18 protein-coding genes are annotated in these 18657 nt (G+C 62.6%); 2 read left to right on the plus strand and 16 right to left on the minus strand.

From position 1 onward, the window contains the following. Window positions 1-84: 84 nt before the first annotated feature. The 11 genes from NEK97_RS16565 to NEK97_RS16615 all read right to left on the minus strand — a co-directional run bounded on the left by NEK97_RS16565 (window position 85) and on the right by NEK97_RS16615 (window position 8755). Complete coding sequence (locus tag NEK97_RS16565; protein WP_003792170.1) at window positions 85-183, minus strand: 30S ribosomal protein bS22; 99 nt, start codon at window positions 181-183, stop codon at window positions 85-87. 163 nt (window positions 184-346) lie between these two features. Beyond that, window positions 347-559 carry a helix-turn-helix domain-containing protein gene (locus tag NEK97_RS16570; RefSeq protein ID WP_211713427.1) on the minus strand — a complete coding sequence of 71 codons (213 nt, stop codon included), beginning with the start codon at window positions 557-559 and terminating at the stop codon, window positions 347-349. Between the two features lie 139 nt (window positions 560-698). Further along, a complete protein-coding gene (locus NEK97_RS16575; protein WP_257370886.1) occupies window positions 699-1847 on the minus strand; it encodes a 3-deoxy-7-phosphoheptulonate synthase in 1149 nt (382 codons plus the stop codon). 219 nt (window positions 1848-2066) lie between these two features. Then, window positions 2067-3074, minus strand: a complete 1008-nt coding sequence (locus tag NEK97_RS16580) for an acetylxylan esterase (protein ID WP_257370887.1) — start codon at window positions 3072-3074, stop codon at window positions 2067-2069. A 14-nt stretch (window positions 3075-3088) separates the two neighbouring features. After that, window positions 3089-3802 carry a YesU family protein gene (locus NEK97_RS16585; RefSeq protein ID WP_257370888.1) on the minus strand — a complete coding sequence of 238 codons (714 nt, stop codon included), beginning with the start codon at window positions 3800-3802 and terminating at the stop codon, window positions 3089-3091. Next, window positions 3799-4449 (minus strand): rhamnogalacturonan acetylesterase, encoded by a 651-nt coding sequence (locus tag NEK97_RS16590; protein ID WP_257370889.1) that lies wholly within the window; start codon window positions 4447-4449, stop codon window positions 3799-3801. Before NEK97_RS16590 ends, NEK97_RS16585 begins: the two co-directional genes overlap by 4 nt. A 21-nt stretch (window positions 4450-4470) precedes the next feature. Further along, complete coding sequence (locus NEK97_RS16595) at window positions 4471-5343, minus strand: carbohydrate ABC transporter permease (RefSeq protein ID WP_257370890.1); 873 nt, start codon at window positions 5341-5343, stop codon at window positions 4471-4473. After that, the gene (locus NEK97_RS16600) at window positions 5344-6333 is read right to left on the minus strand and encodes an ABC transporter permease subunit (RefSeq protein ID WP_257370891.1); all 990 of its coding nucleotides are present in this window, start codon (window positions 6331-6333) and stop codon (window positions 5344-5346) included. Then, window positions 6312-7841, minus strand: coding sequence for an extracellular solute-binding protein (locus NEK97_RS16605; protein ID WP_257370892.1), 1530 nt, complete (start codon window positions 7839-7841; stop codon window positions 6312-6314). Before NEK97_RS16605 ends, NEK97_RS16600 begins: the two co-directional genes overlap by 22 nt. A 4-nt stretch (window positions 7842-7845) precedes the next feature. Next, the gene (locus tag NEK97_RS16610; protein WP_257370893.1) at window positions 7846-8061 is read right to left on the minus strand and encodes a hypothetical protein; all 216 of its coding nucleotides are present in this window, start codon (window positions 8059-8061) and stop codon (window positions 7846-7848) included. After that, window positions 8054-8755, minus strand: coding sequence for a YesL family protein (locus tag NEK97_RS16615; protein WP_257370894.1), 702 nt, complete (start codon window positions 8753-8755; stop codon window positions 8054-8056). Before NEK97_RS16615 ends, NEK97_RS16610 begins: the two co-directional genes overlap by 8 nt. A gap of 425 nt (window positions 8756-9180) precedes the next feature. Here NEK97_RS16615 and NEK97_RS16620 point away from each other — a divergent pair, with 425 nt between their 5' ends. Next, on the plus strand, window positions 9181-11199 hold the full coding sequence (locus NEK97_RS16620) for a DUF6807 family protein (RefSeq protein WP_374111543.1): 2019 nt from the start codon (window positions 9181-9183) through the stop codon (window positions 11197-11199). A 62-nt stretch (window positions 11200-11261) separates the two neighbouring features. Here NEK97_RS16620 and NEK97_RS16625 read toward each other — a convergent pair whose 3' ends face one another. Genes NEK97_RS16625 through NEK97_RS16645 form a run of 5 tightly spaced genes read right to left on the minus strand, consistent with a single transcriptional unit; the run spans window position 11262 to window position 16419 of the window. Further along, a complete protein-coding gene (locus NEK97_RS16625) occupies window positions 11262-12545 on the minus strand; it encodes an MFS transporter (RefSeq protein ID WP_257370897.1) in 1284 nt (427 codons plus the stop codon). Between the two features lie 17 nt (window positions 12546-12562). Further along, on the minus strand, window positions 12563-13222 hold the full coding sequence (locus NEK97_RS16630; RefSeq protein ID WP_257370898.1) for a Poxvirus protein I5: 660 nt from the start codon (window positions 13220-13222) through the stop codon (window positions 12563-12565). A gap of 11 nt (window positions 13223-13233) precedes the next feature. After that, window positions 13234-14154 (minus strand): carbohydrate ABC transporter permease, encoded by a 921-nt coding sequence (locus NEK97_RS16635; RefSeq protein ID WP_257370899.1) that lies wholly within the window; start codon window positions 14152-14154, stop codon window positions 13234-13236. Then, entirely contained in the window at window positions 14151-15101 is a 951-nt protein-coding gene (locus tag NEK97_RS16640; RefSeq protein WP_257370900.1) for a carbohydrate ABC transporter permease, read from the minus strand. The genes NEK97_RS16635 and NEK97_RS16640 overlap by 4 nt, the downstream gene beginning before the upstream one ends. Window positions 15102-15132: 31 nt before the next feature. Beyond that, window positions 15133-16419 carry an ABC transporter substrate-binding protein gene (locus tag NEK97_RS16645; protein ID WP_235517374.1) on the minus strand — a complete coding sequence of 429 codons (1287 nt, stop codon included), beginning with the start codon at window positions 16417-16419 and terminating at the stop codon, window positions 15133-15135. 207 nt (window positions 16420-16626) lie between these two features. Between NEK97_RS16645 and NEK97_RS16650 the strand changes: the two genes are divergently transcribed. Continuing rightward, window positions 16627-18645, plus strand: a complete 2019-nt coding sequence (locus tag NEK97_RS16650; RefSeq protein ID WP_257370901.1) for a beta-galactosidase — start codon at window positions 16627-16629, stop codon at window positions 18643-18645. The last annotated feature ends 12 nt before the right edge of the window (window positions 18646-18657 follow it).

Here is an 18657-nt window from a genome sequence, read left to right on the forward strand (position 1 = left end):
AGGCGGGACGTGAGAGAGCGTCGGGGGTGCAAAAATGCCCGCCACCTCGAAAGGCAACGGGCATTCACGCTTGATGAAGTATCTCTACTTCTTATTGCGGCGCTGGTGGCGGGTCTTGCGAAGCAGCTTGCGGTGCTTCTTCTTGGCCATACGCTTGCGGCGCTTCTTAATAACTGAACCCACGAAAGTTCCTTACAAACTAGAAGGTCCTGTCTGTTGGAACGGATCCGCGGAAGCAGACAGTACAACTGACAGATTCTTACATTGACGTAAAACGTTCCTTAACAGAGTACCGCTTCAAAGGGGCACCCCGTGACCACGGTCCGTGAGGCGGACTGCGGCAGCCTCAGGCGGTCTCGGATTGCCCGTCCACGACAGCACCCTTAAGGTACTGGGATACGGCCTCTTCCGGAACCCGGAACGAACGCCCGAACCTGACGGCGGGCATTTCGCCTGAGTGAACCAGGCGATACACGGTCATTTTGGAAACACGCAAGACGTCGGCCACTTCAGCCACCGTCATGAAACGCGCATTCGAGAAGTTAGTCTCCGCGGACATTTCCCATATTCCTTTGCTCTCAGACAGTAGGACACCCCCAGTAGAACGGTGTGCCGATGCTGAGCCATCCAACAACCATGTGCTAGATACTCTAGAGGCTGATGGGGCCAATGTGAAAGCATTTCCGGAAAGTGGGACCCTACTCCCCCGATGCCACCCGGCGCTTCCGGGCCGAGGCTGCGAGCTGCTCCAACACCGAGGCAGTAACGTCCCACTCCATGCAGGCGTCGGTGACACTCTGGCCGTAGACGAGTTCCTGCTCTCCGGCCAACTGCTTGGCCGTATCCAGGTTCTGCGCCCCACCGACAAGGAAGCTCTCCAGCATCACACCCGCAACAGGCGACGAAGACCCGGTTTCCAGCTGCGCACCGATTTCGAGTGCAACCTCAGCCTGCCGGTGGTGGCTCTTGCCGCTGTTGGCGTGTGAAGCGTCCACGATGAGGCGCGGGTTGAGTCCCTTGGCGGCGAGCTTGGCCGAGGCCGCTGCGACGTCGTCGGCAGAGTAGTTGGGGCCCTTGCGTCCACCGCGCAGGATCACGTGGGTATCGGGGTTACCGGACGTAGCCACCAAAGCCGCGCGGCCGTCGTCGTCGATTCCCAGGAAAGCCTGCTCAGCGGCAGATGCACCGCACGCGTCGATGGCTACCTGGAGGTCGCCGTCGGTCCCGTTCTTGAAGCCAATGGGCATGGACAGGCCGGACGCCAACTGGCGGTGGATCTGGCTTTCGGTGGTGCGCGCACCGATGGCGCCCCAGGACACGAGGTCGGCCATGTACTGCGGGCTGATGGGCTCCAGGAATTCGGTGGCCGTCGGCAGGCCCAGGGCTGTGACCTGCTTGAGGAAGCCGCGGGCGGCGCGCAGTCCTGCAGCGATGTCGTGGCTGCCGTCCAGGTGGGGATCGTTGATGAGGCCCTTCCAGCCGACCGTGGTGCGCGGCTTCTCGAAGTAGGTCCGCATGACGATCAGCAGGTCTTCCTTGTGCTTCTCGGCCTGGCTGACCAAACGGCGGGCGTATTCAAGCCCGGCCTTGGGATCATGGATGGAGCATGGACCCACAATGACCAGCAGGCGATCATCCACGCCGTCCATAATGGCGCGGACCTGGTCACGCCCACGGTCGACGACGGCAGCTGAGCGGGCGTCCAGCGGCAACTCAGCGATGAGGTCCTGGGGAGCCGGCAGCGGCTCGAAGCGCGCTACCCGCAAGTTGGAGGTTGAGGGCTGCGCGGCGTCAGCGGTGTCGGGGGCTGAAAGCGATTCAGTGGGTTCTGCGGCGATGCTGGTCATGTCTGGGTCCTGTCCGGGATGCGGAGCGGGCCCCTTTTCAGAACCCGCCGGATATGGCGAAGGGCAGAGAATGATCTCTGCCCTGTTGGCTCTGAAGGAAAGTTGGATGCGTGTCAGTTAGACGCGGGCCCCTCCAGAGCCAACGAAAAATACGCATACCAACGGTTTGTCATAGCCACACCATAACCATGGTTCTTCACACGCGGCAAATCGTGTCCGTCATGATGACAACAGCTTGCGCAGGTACTGCAGCTGCCTGACCCAGTGGTGTTCCTGGCCGCCCTCGTGGTTGTTGAAGCGGTAAACCTCGACGTCCTTCTCAGGCGCCCCAGCATCCAGACCGTAGTTGTTGTAGCTCGCGAACACCGTGGAGGGCGGGCAGATGTCGTCCATTTGCGCTGCGGAAAAGAGCGCCGGGACGGTGGCCGCGCGGCCCAGATGGACGCCGTCGAAGTAGTTCAGCACTGCGAGCATGGCGTCGTAGCGGTCCCTGTGCCGGCCGAGGAACGAGGCGATTTCGGGGTAGGGCCCGCGCGGCGTGATGTCGATGGCACGCGGGAAGTCCTGCAGGAACGGGACGTCGGGCAGCGCGGCAATAACGCCGTCGAGCCGTCCGGCCACAAGGCCGGCGGTAGCGACGGTGATGCCGCCGCCTTGGCTCACGCCGGTCAGGACCACTTTGGAGGGGTCGACGGCGGGATGGTTCTGCGCCGCTTCTACCGCCCGGAAGGCGTCCACGTAGACCCGTCGGAAGTAGTAGTTGTCCGGATGGTCGGCGCCGCGGGTCATGAGGCCGGCATAGTTGACCCCGCCCGCCGAGGGGTGCGGATCCGGGGTATCGCCGGAGACACCGCCGTAGCCCTGGCCGCGGGTGTCCATGATGAAGTGCGCGTAGCCTGCCTGCGCCCAGCGCGTGTTCTGGTTGACCAGTCCACGGCCGCCTGAATAGCCGATGTACTCCACCACTACCGGGAGCTGAGCGCCGGGTTCACGATCCGCCGGCACGTGGAGCCAACCCTTGATGCGGTCTCCCCCGAATCCGGAGAAGGTGACATCGAAGGTGTCGATCACCGTGAGGTAGTTGTCCACCGGCTCGAACACTGCGTCCAGCGGCAGGGCCCTTGCTTCGGTGATGGTGCGGTCCCAGAAAGCGTCAAGGTCAGCCGGCGCCACAGCTGTGGAGGCGTAGTCGCGAAGCTGTTCGAGGGGCAGGTCAAAAAGAGGCATGAGGAGATCCTACGTCATAGGTTAGTGCGCGCCGTCACAGGACGTAGCGGCTGGATTGGGCTGATGGTGAGGTTGCGGTACGCGGCTTTGAGCGGAGCCATCTGGCGGATCCCAAAGTAGCCGCCGCCCAGCGGCTCCGGGCCGGGGTCAACCCAGTCGAACAACGGCAGGCCATTGATCGAAAAGGCCACACGTGGCCCGTCCTTGAGCACTTCCAGCTGGTAGAAACCGTCGGCATCCTCGGCCGGAGGAAGGGGGTCGGCGCCTTGGGCCACGAGTTCGAACCCCGCACTTTTGCGGAGATTGCAGGTACGAAAAGCTCGCTCCAAGGCGTGCTTGTGCCGGAAATAGGAGACATGAAGGGCGTCGATATCCCCCGAGTGGTATTGCGGGTAATAGCCGGTCCGCGGAGCAAGGGTCGTGGAGAACAGGTCCTCGCCGCCGTGCCCCCTGGCCGCGAAAAACACCATGGCCAGGCCGGGTTCCTCCAGCGGCCGGAACTCCCAGGCGATCCGGACGGAATCCGGGATTTCTTCCGGGCACCACAGGGTCCAATGGGCGTGGTCGCCGTGGACTTCAGCGTCAAGGGCGCCCGAGAGGACCAGCGCGCTGGTGCCGTCGCCGCGGGAAGCCGGCCCGCCGTCGTCGTACGTTTGGAACTGGACCGGACCCTCCGCGATCCAGGTGCGAACGTCAGCAGGTCCCCGCAAGGGGTTGGAGTAGATCAAGCGCGTGCCCCAACAAAGCCGAGGGTTTCCAGCTGTCCCGCCACGTATCCGGCAATCATTGTGGCCCCCTTCTGGTGGAAGTGCGTGTTGTCCTCCAGGCCGCCGGCCCAGTGCGCATGCTCGCCGGGGGCAAAGTGGGAGAACAGCTCCTTGGACTTCTCCTCCCCAAGCTCTTCGTACAGTGTCCGGGTCCACTGGTTGAGGTCGATGACGTCCAGGCCCAGCTCGCTTCCGAGTTCACGCACGACGTCGGGATACTCACCCAGCGTCTCGTGCAGGGTGCCGGCGAGGAAGTACCGACGCTCCACCGACGTGCACAGGATGGGCACGCCACCCTTGGAGCGGACCTCGGCCACCATGCGACGAAGGTTCTCTAAGTAGCCCGTCCGCGCCGCGAGGTGTTCACGCTTCTGGTCGTTGTGCCCGAACTGGATGAGCACCACGTCGCCCACCACGGTCTGGTTCAGCAGCTGGGTCCAGAGCCCCTCCTCACGGAACGACTCCGTGGTGGCGCCGCCCTTGGCGAAATTGTGGACGGCACCCCACCAGTAGGTTTCGGGGGCGAGGTGGGCGCCCCAGCCGCTCATCGGGTATTCGTAACTGGGGCAGGCGGCCACGGTGGAGTCGCCCGCGAGGAGGATTTTCATGGTTGTACCTTTCAATGCGCCTCAGCCCTTGACCGAGCCGATCAGCATGCCCTTGGCGAAGTGCTTCTGCAGGAAGGGGTAGAAGATCAGGATGGGGAGGGTGGCCACCACGATCACGGCGAACTTGATGCCTTGCTCGGGCGGTATGTAGCTCGGGTCCACGTTGCCGGTGCCCAGGAGGTCGGACGCTGCGGTGACCTGGCGGAGGTACATCTGCAGGGTCCACATGTTGTTGTCGCTCAGGTAGAGCAGTGGAGACATGAAGTCGTTCCAGATTCCCACCGCGTAGAAGAGGGCGAACGTGGCCAGCACCGGTTTGGACAGCGGCAACAGAATCCGCCAGAGGATCCCGATTTCCGTGGCGCCGTCCATCTTTGCCGACTCTTCCAACTCGTCCGGGAGTTCCTGGAAGAAGTTCTTGATGATGATCAGGCTGAACGGGTTGATGGCCGCCGGCAGGATCAGGGCCCAGTAGGTGTTCAGCAGGCCCAGGTCCTTGACCAGCAGGAACGTGGGAATCATGCCGCCGGAGAACACCATGGCGAAAACCACCAGGGACATGATGAGCTTCCGGCCGCGCAGGTTCTTCTTCGCCAGCGGGTAGGCCATGGTGACGGTCAGGATCAACTGGATCAAGGTACCCACCAGTGTTACCAGCACTGTGGTGACCAGTGCCTTGGTGAACGCCGGGGTAGAGAAGATGTACTCGTAAGCCGAGAGGGTGAACTGTTCGGGCCAGACGAAGAACGCCCGCCGGGTGATTTCGGCTTCGTTGGCGAAGGAGCCGGCCAACACATAGACGAAGGGCAGCAGCGTGATGATGCCGACCAGGCTGAGGAAAACGTAGTTGGCGGCGTCGAAAACCCGGCCGCCGCGGGTGTTGTGAATCTTCATTTAGAACAGTCCGCTCTGGTTGAACCGCTTGGACAGCCAGTTGGTGCCAAAGATCAGCACGATGCCTACCAGGGATTTGAAGAGTCCGACGGCGGTGCTGTAGCTGTAGGCGCCCTGGGTGATGCCCACGAAGTAGACGTAGGTATCGAAGACGTCGGCCACGCTGCGGTTGAGGGCGTTGGTCATGAGGTAGATCTGCTCAAAGCCGGTATTGAGCATCTGCCCGATGGCCAGGATCAGCATCACGATGATGGTGGACCGGATGCCAGGCAGGGTGATGTGCCAGACGCGCCGGAACCTGCCTGCGCCGTCAATGATGGCCGCCTCGTACTGGTCCTGGTCCACTGTGGCCAGCGCCGCCAGGAAGATGATGGTTCCCCAGCCGGTGTTCTTCCAGATCTCCTGGAGCACGATCAGTGGCCGGAACCAGTTGGGATCGGACAGGATATCCACGTTTGTCCCCAAGAGCCCGTTCACGAACTGGAACAGCGGGCCGATGTCCAGGGCAAAGAGCAGGAAGCTCAAGGACGCCACGATGGTCCACGACAGGAAGTGCGGGATGTACACCAGTGTCTGGACGGTGCGCTTGAGCACTGACAGTCGGACCTCGTTGAGCAGCAGTGCCAGGATGATGGTCAGGGGAAACGCGATCCCCAGGTTCAGGAACGCAAGGATCAGGGTGTTTCCAAGCAGCCGCGGGAAATCGGGGTTCGCGAAGAAGTCAGTGAAGTTGGTGACACCAACCCACGGGCTGCCGTTGACGCCCAGGAAGGGAACGTAGTCCTTGAACGCAATGGACACGCCGTACATGGGCCCGTACCGGAAGACCGCAAAGTAGAGGACTCCGGGCAGAAGCAGCAGATACAGCCACTTGTAGTGCGCAACGTGGACGGCGAACCCACGCCGCCGCGGGGCGGGCGGCTTGGCGGCCACCCGCTCCGGGGCCTTGGCTTCAACAACCGGCGCGGTCACTTCTTGTTGTCCTGCCACAGCTTGTTGATTTCTTCCTTGACCTTGTCACCGCCGCTGGTGTTCCACAGCTTGATGGCGTCCTTCAGGCCCTGTTCGTCGGTCTGGCCTGCCAAGTACTTGATCCGGGCATCGGCCACGATGTTGTCCAGTTGGGCACCCTTGGCAACATAGGTGGGCGACACGAACGCCGCTGCCGGGTTGTAGACGGCGCTCTTGAGGTCCTTGGCCATGACGGCAACACGGTCATCGAAGACCTTCTGCTCGTACTCGGAGGCCTGCTTGACGGGGTAGAAGTTGTTGCCGGTGACGTTGGTTCCGAGCTGGGCGAAGCTCTTGATGTCGGTATTGACGGCCTTGCCCTCAGGAGTTTCAGGCTTGATGGTGGCGGCCAGGCCGTCCACGACGTTGAAGTTCACGCCCTCGATCCCGTTGTTGATCAGGACGGCTGCTTCTTTGCTGTTCAGCTTGTCCAGGAAGGTCAGGACGTTCTTCAGGTCTGCCTCGGTTTTGACGCTGGACTTGGGGATGGCCAGGAAACCGGAGTAGCCATCGGTGGGGTGGGCGTGCAGTTCGCCGTCGGGACCCTTGAGGCTGCCCACGAAGCCCACCTTGTTTTGGAAGTCGTTGGGGTTGGCCTGCTTGAACAGGTTGATCAGCACGCTCGCCCGGGAATCGACGTCGATGATGATTCCACCCTTGCCGTTGAAGAACGGCTCGTTCCACTTGGTGCTGTCGAAGGTGGCGAAATCGGGGTTGATCAGCTTTTCATCCACCATTTTCTTGATGAAGCGGTTGGCCTCAAGGAATTCCTCGGTTTCAAAGCTGGGAACGAGTTTTCCGTCGCGTTCGGCCCAACGGTTTCCGGCGCCGTACCAGGTTTCGATGAGGTCGTAGGGGCTGTTGGTGCCCAGCCCGCCCCACTTGGGGATGGTGATTCCGTAGGTGTCGTTCTGGCCGTTGCCGTCCGGGTCCTGCTCGGTGAACGCCTTGGCTACTTTGTAGAGGTCCTCTGTGGTTTCTGGTGCCTTGAGGCCGAGTTTGTCCAGCCAGTCCTGGCGGAACATCACGGCAGCACGGATCGGGTTGCGGCCGCGGTAGACGCCGTAGACCTTGCCGTTGACGCTGGCGTTTTGCTGGACCTCCGGGAAGGTGGTTTTGAGGTTCGGGTAGTCCTTGAGTTTGTCTGTCAGGTCCCAGAATGCACCGGCTTCGGCGTTCTTCACAAAGCCGGGCGTCTTGCCTTGGACCACCAGCACATGCGGGATGTCGGAGGACGCCAGCGTGATGTTCATCTTGTCTTCGTAGGATGCGTTGGGCGTCCACGTGATGTTGACGTCCTTGCCCGTGAGCTCCTCGAGCTTTTTCTGGACGGCGCCGTCGGCTGTTGGCGGTTGCGCCTCCAGGAACGGTGCCATGATCTTGACGGATGAAAGGTCCGACGCCGGCGCTTCGCCACCGCAGGCGGTCAGCGCCAAGGCAGCGGATACGACGACGGCGGCGGCCAGCGTGTGTTTTCTACGGATCATTTTCCTACTGCTCCACTTCTTCGGGGTTGTTATGGTCCGACGACGCTCCCGGAAACCTTTTGATGGTCCACAGGTGCTCGCCGTTCATGCCTTGATACGTTTCATTAGTGCTCTCGCCAGAGGCGTTCCGAACAAGCTCCGCATGCCCCTGGACATCCAGGGGGCGGTGGAGGACCTGGTTCCCGCCTGGTCCGGGCCGCACCGGGTTGATGTCAGGCAATGCCGGCTCCCCTCGTCACAACAGCTGCCGTTGCCCCGGCCGCGGGTGTCCCCGCGGCCGCATCTGCTGACAGGGCACCCGCCATGGCTTCATCGTTGGCGGTGAAGAAGCGGTCGCATAGCCAACCCATGACATACAGCCACGCTCCGATCCCGAAGAACGGAATCAGCCCTGGAACGGAACGGCATACGAACAGGGCGGCTGCCGTGACGAATACGAGGATTACGGTTCCGGCCAGATGGCGCATGGCGAAGCGGGACGACATCAGGAAGTACTGGGGCAGGGAAAGGTGGTAGCGGGCAAACATCGGGAAGAGGTAGCAAGCTACCCCCGCCCCGAACAGCGCCATCATGAACAACCCCGCCGATGCGATCTGCGAGCCAAGGTCCCATCCTGCCGAAAAGTAGTCCCAGTTGAGCGTCAGGGCCACCCCGACTGCCGCCAAGGGCAGCCCCAAGGCATTACCCTTACCGAAATTCCTGGCGTACTCCCTGGCGAAGCGCCGCACCAGTGGTGCGGCACCGCCCCGTACCTTGTCCCGTACCAGCAGCTGCGCTGCAGCAGTACTGGGACCGAATCCGAAAACAACGCCACCCAAGACCGTGAAGATGATCCACAAAACGTTCAGGCAGGCTATCCAGACGAGCGTGTCGAACAGTGAGTAGGCCTTGAAACTAAATCCACCAGACGCCATGGCTCCCCCTTTCTCCATCGTTGCAGAACAGGCCCAGGGTTCCGATGGCACTGGTTCTTTCGAGTGGCATCGGAAGGCGGCGTGGGCCGGCTGAGTGGGTGCGGCCCGGGTGGGCCACATCACAGAGTAAACGCTTTCCCGAAAACTTAGACGCTGCACATGGACCGCGTCAAGGGACTTCTTGAATCGTTACATTTCTACCTGGAGCGGGTTACACTGGGCTGAACCGAAAGTGGGAAAGCGCTTGCTGGGTATAGCCTGAACCCGCCGGACCACATGAAATGCAACCCGGACGACGGCGTCACTCGCCTTCGCCGCATCGCCAGCAGAGGAGAGCCATGGAAGCCCGCTCCGTCGAGTCCGCCAGCAGCCAACACCACGGTGACGCTCCGCAGTTGCGCAGCGAAGGAGCAACGCGCGAAGCAATGGCACCGTCAGCACCGACGCCGCGGACGACACTGGCGCGGATCGCCTTGGTAGGGGTGCATGGCTTCGGCGTCCATCACCTGCAAAATCTCGAAAGGCTACGGGCGGAGGGCCTGGTGGACTTGGTCGCTGTGGCCGATCCCAACCCTCCGGCCCCGGGAACGCTGCCCGCGACAACGGCCGTGCATTCGAATCTGGGAGACCTGCTGGCCGGCAACCACTCCCCGGACGTCGTCATCGTGGCCACCCCCATCCAGACCCACGCACCCTTGGCCCTGTCCGTGCTGGCCGCCCAGGCCGACCTCTACCTGGAGAAGCCCCCGGTCGCCTCCATGAAGGACTTCCTCCATCTCCAAGAAGCTGCGAGCGCGGCCGGTCGAAGTGTTCAGATCGGTTTTCAGAGCCTGGGCTCGCACGCCCTGGCCGCACTGGACAAGCTGGCGAATGGCCAATCCTCACCCGAACTTCCCCAAATAGGGACCCTCAAAGGCATCTCCGCCACCGGCCGATGGGTTCGGGATCGCGCCTATTACAAGCGCTCCCGTTGGGCGGGCAAGCGGAGTCTGGACGGCGTTGATGTGGTGGACGGCGTAGCGACGAATCCGTTGGCCCACGCCATCGCTACGGCGCTGCGAATTGCCGGTGCACGGCACGCTGAGGATCTGGCCGTTGTGGACACCGATCTCTACCGCGCGAACGACATCGAGGCGGACGACACCTCGGTAATCCGGATGCGTACCACCGCTGGATTGCCCATCACGTGTGCCCTCACGCTGTGCGCCACGGAGTCTGTGGAACCGTACGTGACGCTTCACGGCACGGAAGGAACGGCGGTGTTCCATTACACGGAGGACCGCGTGACGGTTCGCACGGAAGACGGTGAAACCTCGAATACCTTTGGTCGCGATGACCTCACCGAGAACCTCTTGCAGCACCTGTCCGAAGGCACGCCGCTGCTCAGTCCGCTCGATCACAGTGGCGCGTTCATGCGCGTCCTGGAAGCCATCCGCACGGCCGATCAGCCGGCCCTCATCCCCACGGAAAACGTGGTCTGGGTGGGATCGGGCGATCAAGCACACGCCGTGATCCCTGGCATCGAGGACATCCTGGACCGCGCCACCCGTGCGCACGCCACCTTCTCCGAGCTGGGTCTGTCCTGGGCGCGGCCGGTCACATCGGGCGCCGAGGCCCTGTTCACTTCTCCCGCCGCCGAGCCAGCCACGCTGGCTACCGTCCTGCGCAGCGGAAGTGGCCTCGAGGGGGACCTCTCTCCCCGTCCTTACCTGCACCCGGTGTCTACGCAAGCCGGAATTGTGGTGACGGACCACCTGGCCTCGGACCATGCCTGGCATCTCGGTGCCGGGTTCGCGCTGCAGGATGTCAACGGAAGCAACTTCTGGGGCGGTCGCAGCTACCGCAGGACTGCTGGAAAGTACGTTGACCTGAACGATCACGGCCGGGTGGACATCGCAGGCGTAACCCGCGGAGGTCGCCACGCAGCACTGGACCTTGAGTGGTTCGGGGCCGACGGAAGCCTCCTCCTGGAAGAGCGTCGCACCTTCACTCGCAGCCTCATCAGCTCCAGCACGTGGCGGCTGGACATCCAGACCCAGCTCACCGCCGTCGTCGATGTCACGCTTGGGAGCCCGGGTTCGCATGGTGCCGCCGGAAGCGGCTACGGTGGCTTCTTTTGGCGGCTGCCTGTCAACTCTTCGCCGCGCGTCTTCTCCGCCACAGCCGACGGAGAGCCGGCTGTGCACGGTTCCGTTTCGCCGTGGCTGGCTTGGTCGGGAGAGTTCGACGGCGGTCCCGCCACCTTGGTGTTCGGCGCGCCTATGGAGTCCCCCGATCCGTGGTTCGTGCGGTGCAGCGGCTACCCGGCATTGGGCTCGGCCTTGGCTTGGGACAGTGCGGTGGAGTTGGCCCGGGGCACTTCGCTGGCACGCACCAACACGGTCTGGATCAGTGATGGTTCCCTGGATGTGGACGAGATTGACGAGCTGGTAGCCAGCCGCTGATTACACGCACCACGTCGCCGCGAGATGGCAGTTAGTAACAGTCCGCTTCCGTGGAACTGTCATCAATTGCCGCCTCGACGGGAACAGCGCCGCAGCAGCAACCCGATCACCGCGGCAGACGCCATGCCCAGCGCCCCGGTGATGACTAGCCCCGTACGCACACCGAAATCCTCGGTCAGCCACCCCGCCAACAACCCACCCAAGGCGTGTCCGCCCAGGAGGAGGGGGAAATAAAGCGCCAGGACACGTCCGCGGACATTCGCGCCGGCTTCGAGTTGGACGGCAGTCGCAGCGCTGGTGAGGAATACCAGGGTCATGAAGCCCACCACAATGAGCATCACCACGAACCACTCCTGGGTCGGCATCAACGCGGCCAGGAGCTGGGTCAGGCCAAAGAGCCCGGCACTGGCCACAATTCCCTTGCGTCCGAACCGTTTGATCCGGGTAGCGACCAAGGCGCCAGCCAAAGCTCCGAGCGCGCTGACGGTGTTGAAGAGGCCGAAACCGGCCGGGCCGCTGTGCCACACCCTGTCAGCGAAGGCTGCCAGGACAACGGGCCCGTTCATGCCGAAGGCACCCAGCAAACCGGCCAGGAGCATGGTTAGAAGAAGGGATGGACGGGCACGGACGAACCGGAACCCAGCCAGGACCTGGCCGCGACCTGCCCCGGGGCCGGGCGGTTCCGGCGAGTGGTGGAGCTCCCCCGGACGGATGGATGCGATCATCACCAGGACCGCCACGCCAAGGCATGCGTTGGCAGCGAAGGCCGCTGCCGGGCCCGTATGGGCAATCACCACACCGGCAAGCGCAGGACCTGCCATGGCGCCCAGTTGCCCAATCGCACTGTTCAGTCCGATGGCCGCAGGAAGGCCGGCGTCGCCTACCACTTCATTGACGAACACCTGCCTGGCCGGCCCGTCAATGGCACTGGTTATCCCCAAGGCAATGCACGAAGCGTAGACCACCCACACGTCCGTGCCGCCCATCGCATTCCACGCGGCAAGGCCTGCGGCAAGCACCACGGCAACCGACTGGCATACCAGCAGGATGCGACGTTTGGGGAAAAGGTCCACCAGCACACCACTGACGGGGCCCACCACCAGCATGGGAAGGAACTGAAGTGCAACGGCCAGGCCAACCGCAGCCGGGCTGCCGGTCAGCTGGAGGACCAACCAGTCCTGCGCGAGCCGTTGCATCCATACACCACCGCTGCCAACCAGGGAGAGGACGACGAAGATCCGGTAGTTGTGGTGCCGCAGCGGGTAGTGCCAGGACTCTGTGGATCGGGCACGCCTGGTTGGGGGCTTGGTGGATTGGGGGCGCGGTGGGAACGGGCGCGGCGACACGGGGAGGTCTGCTCGATTCAGCGGGTTGGTCTGGAGTTTCGGTGGGAACGGATCTTGATGGCGGCCGCCGCGAGCACCAGGGTTCCGGGCACGATCACGAACAACGCCTGCAGCATCCAGACGAAGACAACTGCCATGAACACGGCGGCGAGAAGCAGCAGCGAGCCACTCCAGTCACGCAGGGAATCGCTCTTCGCACTGGCATAGGCCGCCGCCCAGCGCTGGGAGCCCGGAACGTCTGTGGGCACTTGGTACTCATCCCCGCTCCATGCCACCTGGCCACTCCAGTTGGCCGTCATGCGGAGCAGGAGCACCGCACCGCCGGCCGCCAGTATGACTGTGGCGGGCAGGATCACAGCCCGCCCCGGCAGTTGCCCCACCAGTGCGAGCAACAGGTTCAGGACAATCACGACGGCGGCTGCCGCCGTCGTGATTCCCAGCTTCCAACTGCCGGGCAGCGCCTTACGGAAGTTCCCCCACAAGCTGCGCAGGGAATCGTCCCTGCCGCTGAGGTGCCTTTCCAGATGGGCGACGCCGGCCGCATAGGCAGCCGGCGCCGTCACCAGAGGAACGGAGAGCAGGAGAACAATGACTCCGGCCAGGATGGTTTCGGAGAACAGCGCAAAACGGTTGACCGGGATGCCTGGTGTTCCGGTTGACGTGCCAATGGTGCTCATTGTCCGCTCCCCTAGCCCTTGAGTCCTTGGGTGGAAACGCCCTCGACGATGTAGCGCTGGAACACCAGGAAGAACACCAGCACGGGCAGCAGCGCCAGCACGGACATGGCGATCATGGCACCGTAGTCCGAGGACTGGGTCTGGTCCACGAAGAGCCGCAGAGCCAGGGGCAATGGGTACTTCTCGGGAGTGTTCAGGTACAGCAAGGGGCCCAGGAAGTCGTTCCAGCTCCAGATGAAGGAGAAGATCGACGTGGAAATCAGGGCCGGCTTCATCAGCGGCAGCATGATGGATCCGAAGATCCGGGCGTGCCCGGCACCGTCGATGCGCGCCGCTTCGTCCAGTTCGGCCGGCAGGCCACGCATGAACTGGACCATGAGGAAGACGAAGAACGCATCCGCGGCGAGGAACTTACCGATCAGCAGCGGCACGTAGGTGTCCACAAGGCCGAGCTGTTGGAACACGATGTACTGCGGGATGATCACCACGTGGAACGGCAGAAGCAAGGTAGCGATCATCATGCCGAAGAACAGCCCGCGGCCGGGGAAGTTGATCCGGGCGAAGGCGTAGGCGGAAATGGAGGCGGACAGTACGGTGCCCACTACAGCGCCAACAGCCAGGATCAGGGAGTTGGTGAAGAACGTCAGCGTGGAGACACCACCGATGCCGTCCATGGCGGTGGCGAAGTTGTCGAAGCTGAAGTTGGCTGACCAGAGGGCGTTGTTGGCCCCGCCGATCTCGGAGTTCGGCTTGAAGGACGAAGCGATCATCCAGATAGCCGGGTAGAGAACCATTACCACCAGCGCCAAGGCAACGATGTGGAAGATGGCGCTCTTGATCCGCTTGGCCGTGACGGACTCGGACTTCGGGTTGTACACCGGAGCCTGCGTGGCCGGCGGAGTGGACTGGGTGGGGGTTGCCATTGTTGTCACTTTGAATCACCGCTGTAGTGGACCCAGGACTTGGAGGTCTTGAAGAAGATCAGCGTGATGATGCCGACCACGATCACCAGGAGCCAGGCCATTGCCGAGGCATAGCCCATCCGGAAATCGCTGAAACCGCGCAAGTACAGGTAGAGGGTATAGAAAAGGGTGGAGCCCGCGGGACCGCCTTCACCGTTGGAGATGATGTAGGCCGAGGCGAAGATCTGGAACGCGTGGATGGTTTCCATGAGCAGGTTGAAGAAGATCACCGGGGAGAGCATGGGCCAGGTGATGTTGATGAACTTCCTGACCGGCCCGGCACCGTCCATGGACGCGGCCTCATAAAGGTCTGCGGGAATCTGCTTGAGACCGGCCAGGAAGATCACCATCGGTGCCCCGAACTGCCACACGGTCAGCAGGATCATCATGCCCATGGTCATGTTGGGGTTGCCCACCCAGCCCCCGAGGTTGATGCCGAAGAACGACAACCCCTGGTCGACGGGACCGGAGTCACCAAACATTGCTTTCCACACGATGGCAATGGACACACTGGCCCCGATAAGGGACGGCGCGTAGAACGCTGACCGGTAGAAGCCCTGGCCTTTGCGCTTGCTGTTGAGGAGCATCGCGATCGCCAAGGCTGCGGCGAGCTTCAATGGCGTTCCGAATACTACGTACTGCAGGGTGACTCCCACTGATTGGAGGAAGCGCTCGTCCTGCAAGAGGGTGGTGTAGTTGTCCAGCCCGATCCATTTGGGGGCATCGAACAGGTTGTAGTTGGTGAAGGATAGGTACAACGAGGAAATCATCGGACCCACGGTCAGGGCGATGAATCCCAGCAGCCACGGCAACAGGAAGGTGTATCCGGCGCGGGCGTCCGCTCCCCGCCGCCGCGACGTGCGCGGTTGCGGGGCTGCGGACGAGGCACGCCTGCTCAGGGTTGGGCTTTGAGTCACAAGATCAGTCCGTCAGTTGGGAAAGCCTGGATCAGGCGTTCTGCTTGATGAGGTCTTCGGCTTCCTTGAACCACGCATCAGCTGCGCCGTCGATGGTCAGCTTGCCGTAGTTCAGGTCCGAACTGACCCGCTTGAACGTTGATTCAAGCGTGCCGAATCCCACGATGGGCGGCTCGGGAGCGTCCTTCAGGTACTTCTCAATGGACTTCTCGTAATCCACCACCAACTTGTCGGTTCCTTCGAACGTGGTGCCGTCGCGCTGGGTCTTCGACGCCGGGACGCCGCGGGAGGTCTTGAAGATCTGGCCAACCTCGGGATCGTTGACCATGAAGTCGATGAAGCGGGCCGCAGCATCCTTGTACTTGGTCTTGGCGCTGGCCACCATGAGCATCGAGGGCTTCAGGAAGAGACCCAGGTTGTCGGGATCGTCGGAGGGCACGGGAACAAGCTTCAGTTCCTTGGCACCGCTGTCCGCGAGGTAACCGGCCATGAAGTTGTCCCAGGTGACTTCCGTTGCGGTGACGTTGGAACCGAACGGGGACTTTGGCAGCAACTGGGTGGTCTTGTCTTCGCCGACGATTGCGCCGGTGCCGCGCAGGTCCGCGCTGAGGTTCCACCACTTCTTCAGGTCGTCCTTGGAGAAACCAAGCTTCCCCTCATCGGTGAAGGCCTTGATGTTGTTCTGCCGCAGCCAGATGTTGAAGTTCCACCAAACACTGGTGTAGTCGGTGCCGCCGAAGAGCGTGCCATTGCCCTTCTGCCCAACCTCGGCGAGGAAGGCGTTGAACTCCTTGTAGTTCCAGGAACCGTCGGGCTCGGCAATACCCAGCGAAGCGAGCTTCGCGGGATCGTAGTAGACAGCGAAGGCGTTCGTGCTGGTGGGAATGCCGAACGTCTTGCCCTTGATCTGGCCGGACGGGAGGAGTGACTTGTCGAATCCGTCGGTGTTGATCTTGACCGTGCCGAGGTCCAGGAGCTGGTTCCGCTGGCCGTAATCGCGGAGGTAGGAGAGGTCCCACTGCATGACGTCCGGCAGGCCACCGCCAGCGGCTTCGGTGGCGCGCTTTTGCCAGTAGCCTGCGAAGTCGGAGAAGTTGCCGTTGACTTTGATGTCCGGGTTCTTGGTCTCGAAGAGCGCAATGGCCTTCCGGGTCCGTTCTGCACGGTCGTCATTGCCCCACCAGGTGTAGGTGATGGTGACGGGTTTGTCCGCGGAACCGGTCTGGCCCGAGGACGATGACTGGCCACAGGCCGAGAGGAACGCGGCAGATGCGGTGCCGAGTGCCACCGTGGTGAGGAATTTCCTTCTGTCGATCATGAGAGCCTCCTTGCTCAGTTGGTGCAAGCTTGTGGAGTTCTCTACAACGTGGCAGTGATCTCGCTTACACTCGTTCTGAATCGATACAATAGCCGCAATACGGAAACTGGGCAAGCGTTTTCCAAAGAACGCGTTTTGACCGATATTCTGCATTCATACGTTCAGCAGCACCCGCACCAGTTCGGCCAACCTGACGAAGGAGTCCCCTTGACCTCCCCCTCTATTCCCCGCAGCCCCTCGGTCTGGAACAGCATTGGCGGCCTCGCTTACGGGGGCGACTACAACCCCGAACAGTGGCCCCGGGATGTCAGGCTCGAGGACATTGAGCTCATGAAGGAAGCCGGCGTCAACTTCCTCAGCGTTGGCATCTTCTCCTGGGGCCTCCTGGAACCCAGCGAAGGCAATTACGACTTCGGGTGGTTGGACGAGGTCATGGACAACCTCCACGGAGCCGGCATCAAGGTAGCCCTCGCCACGGCCACCGCTTCACCGCCGGCCTGGCTGGTCCGCAAGTACCCGGAAATCCTTCCCGTCACGGCGGAAGGCATCCGACTGGAGCGCGGATCGCGACGTCACTACACGCCGTCGTCAGCTGTTTACCGCCGGTATGCCACCGGCATAACGCGCGTGATCGCCGAGCGCTATAAGGACCACCCCGCGCTGGCGCTCTGGCACGTGGACAACGAACTCGGCTGCCACGTTGGGGAGTTCCACGGCGAAGAAGACGCCGCCGCTTTCCGTGCCTGGCTGGAACGCCGTTACGGCACCATCGAAGACCTGAACGAGGCTTGGGGAACGGCATTCTGGTCCCAGCACTACGCCTCATTCGAAGAGATCATCCCACCCGGAGCGGCCCCCACCACGCTCAATCCGGGCCAGCAACTGGACTTCGTCCGATTCAATTCGTGGGCCTTCATCGACTTCTACAGGGAACTATTGGCCGTGATCCGCGAAGTCACTCCCAACGTGCCGGCAACCACCAATTTCATGGTCTCCAGCGCCACGAAAACCCTGGACTACTTCGACTGGTCCAAGGACATGGACGTCATCGCCAACGACCACTACCTGGTGGCGGCAGATCCTGAGCGCGCCATCGAACTCGCCTTCAGCGCCGACCTCACCCGTGGCGTGGCGGGCGGAGATCCGTGGATACTCATGGAACACTCGACGTCGGCGGTCAACTGGCAGCCCCACAACCAGCCGAAAATGCCCGGCGAAATGCTCCGGAACTCGCTGGCGCATGTGGCCCGTGGGGCGGACGCCGTGATGTTCTTCCAGTGGCGCCAAAGCAAGGCGGGCTCCGAGAAATTCCACTCGGCCATGGTTCCCCACGCCGGCCGCGACACCCAGGTGTGGCGGAACGTCGTGGAACTCGGCGATGCCCTGGACAAGCTCGAACCTGTCAAGGGATCCCGGGTGGAATCGCGCGTTGCGATCGTCTTCGATTACGAGGCCTGGTGGGCTTCCGAACTGGACTCGCACCCGAACAACTCGCTGAAGTACCTCGACACGATGCGCGCTTTCCACCGCTCTTTGTACCTCCGTGGAGTGACTGCGGACTTCGTCCACCCCTCCGGTGACCTGTCCGGATACGACCTCATCCTGGTCTGCACGCTCTACTGCGTGACGGACGCCGCGGCGGCCTCGATCGCTGCGGCCGCCGAGGGTGGCGCTACCGTCCTGATCAGCTACTTCAGTGGCATCGTCGACGAACGTGACCATGTTCGGCTCGGCGGTTACCCGGGCGCTTTTCGGGATTTGCTGGGCGTCCGCAGCGAGGAATTCCATCCTCTTTTCCCAGGCGCTTCGGTCACGCTGAGCGATGGAACTGTTGGCACGGTCTGGAGCGAACACGTATCTGCAGGCGCCTCCACAGACGTCCTGGCAACGTTCACCGACTACCCGCTCGATGGTGTGCCCGCACTGACCCGGCGCACCGTCGGCAGTGGTTCGGCCTGGTACCTCGCAACGCTTCCGGACAACGACGGCATCGACGCACTGGCAGCCCGACTCATCGAAGAAGCAGGGGTGACAGCCGTGACCGAGTCCTCACCCGGCGTCGAACTGACCAGGCGGCGTGCCGAAAACGGCCGCAGCTTCCTGTTCGCCATCAATCACAGCCGCGAGGACCAGGCCGTCAAGGCCGACGGCGACGAGCTGCTCAGCGGGGCCCGCTTCACGGGCGTGGTTCCCGCCGGGGCGGTCGCCGTCATCGCGGAGGACTGACGCAAACCCCGC

The sequence above is a fragment of the Paenarthrobacter sp. UW852 genome (assembly GCF_024608385.1).
Classification (GTDB): Bacteria; Actinomycetota; Actinomycetes; order Actinomycetales; family Micrococcaceae; genus Arthrobacter.

What these genes read in the sequence shown, in the direction of transcription:
- NEK97_RS16590 (WP_257370889.1), bottom strand. Translation starts at nt 4,449, where the DNA reads ATGAAAATCCTCCTCGCGGGCGACTCCACCGTGGCCGCCTGCCCCAGT.
- NEK97_RS16595 (WP_257370890.1), bottom strand. Translation starts at nt 5,343, where the DNA reads ATGAAGATTCACAACACCCGCGGCGGCCGGGTTTTCGACGCCGCCAAC.
- NEK97_RS16645 (WP_235517374.1), bottom strand. Translation starts at nt 16,419, where the DNA reads ATGATCGACAGAAGGAAATTCCTCACCACGGTGGCACTCGGCACCGCA.
- NEK97_RS16605 (WP_257370892.1), bottom strand. Translation starts at nt 7,841, where the DNA reads ATGATCCGTAGAAAACACACGCTGGCCGCCGCCGTCGTCGTATCCGCT.
- NEK97_RS16570 (WP_211713427.1), bottom strand. Translation starts at nt 559, where the DNA reads ATGTCCGCGGAGACTAACTTCTCGAATGCGCGTTTCATGACGGTGGCT.
- NEK97_RS16580 (WP_257370887.1), bottom strand. Translation starts at nt 3,074, where the DNA reads ATGCCTCTTTTTGACCTGCCCCTCGAACAGCTTCGCGACTACGCCTCC.
- NEK97_RS16615 (WP_257370894.1), bottom strand. Translation starts at nt 8,755, where the DNA reads ATGGCGTCTGGTGGATTTAGTTTCAAGGCCTACTCACTGTTCGACACG.
- NEK97_RS16620 (WP_374111543.1), top strand. Translation starts at nt 9,181, where the DNA reads ATGGCACCGTCAGCACCGACGCCGCGGACGACACTGGCGCGGATCGCC.
- NEK97_RS16575 (WP_257370886.1), bottom strand. Translation starts at nt 1,847, where the DNA reads ATGACCAGCATCGCCGCAGAACCCACTGAATCGCTTTCAGCCCCCGAC.
- NEK97_RS16630 (WP_257370898.1), bottom strand. Translation starts at nt 13,222, where the DNA reads ATGAGCACCATTGGCACGTCAACCGGAACACCAGGCATCCCGGTCAAC.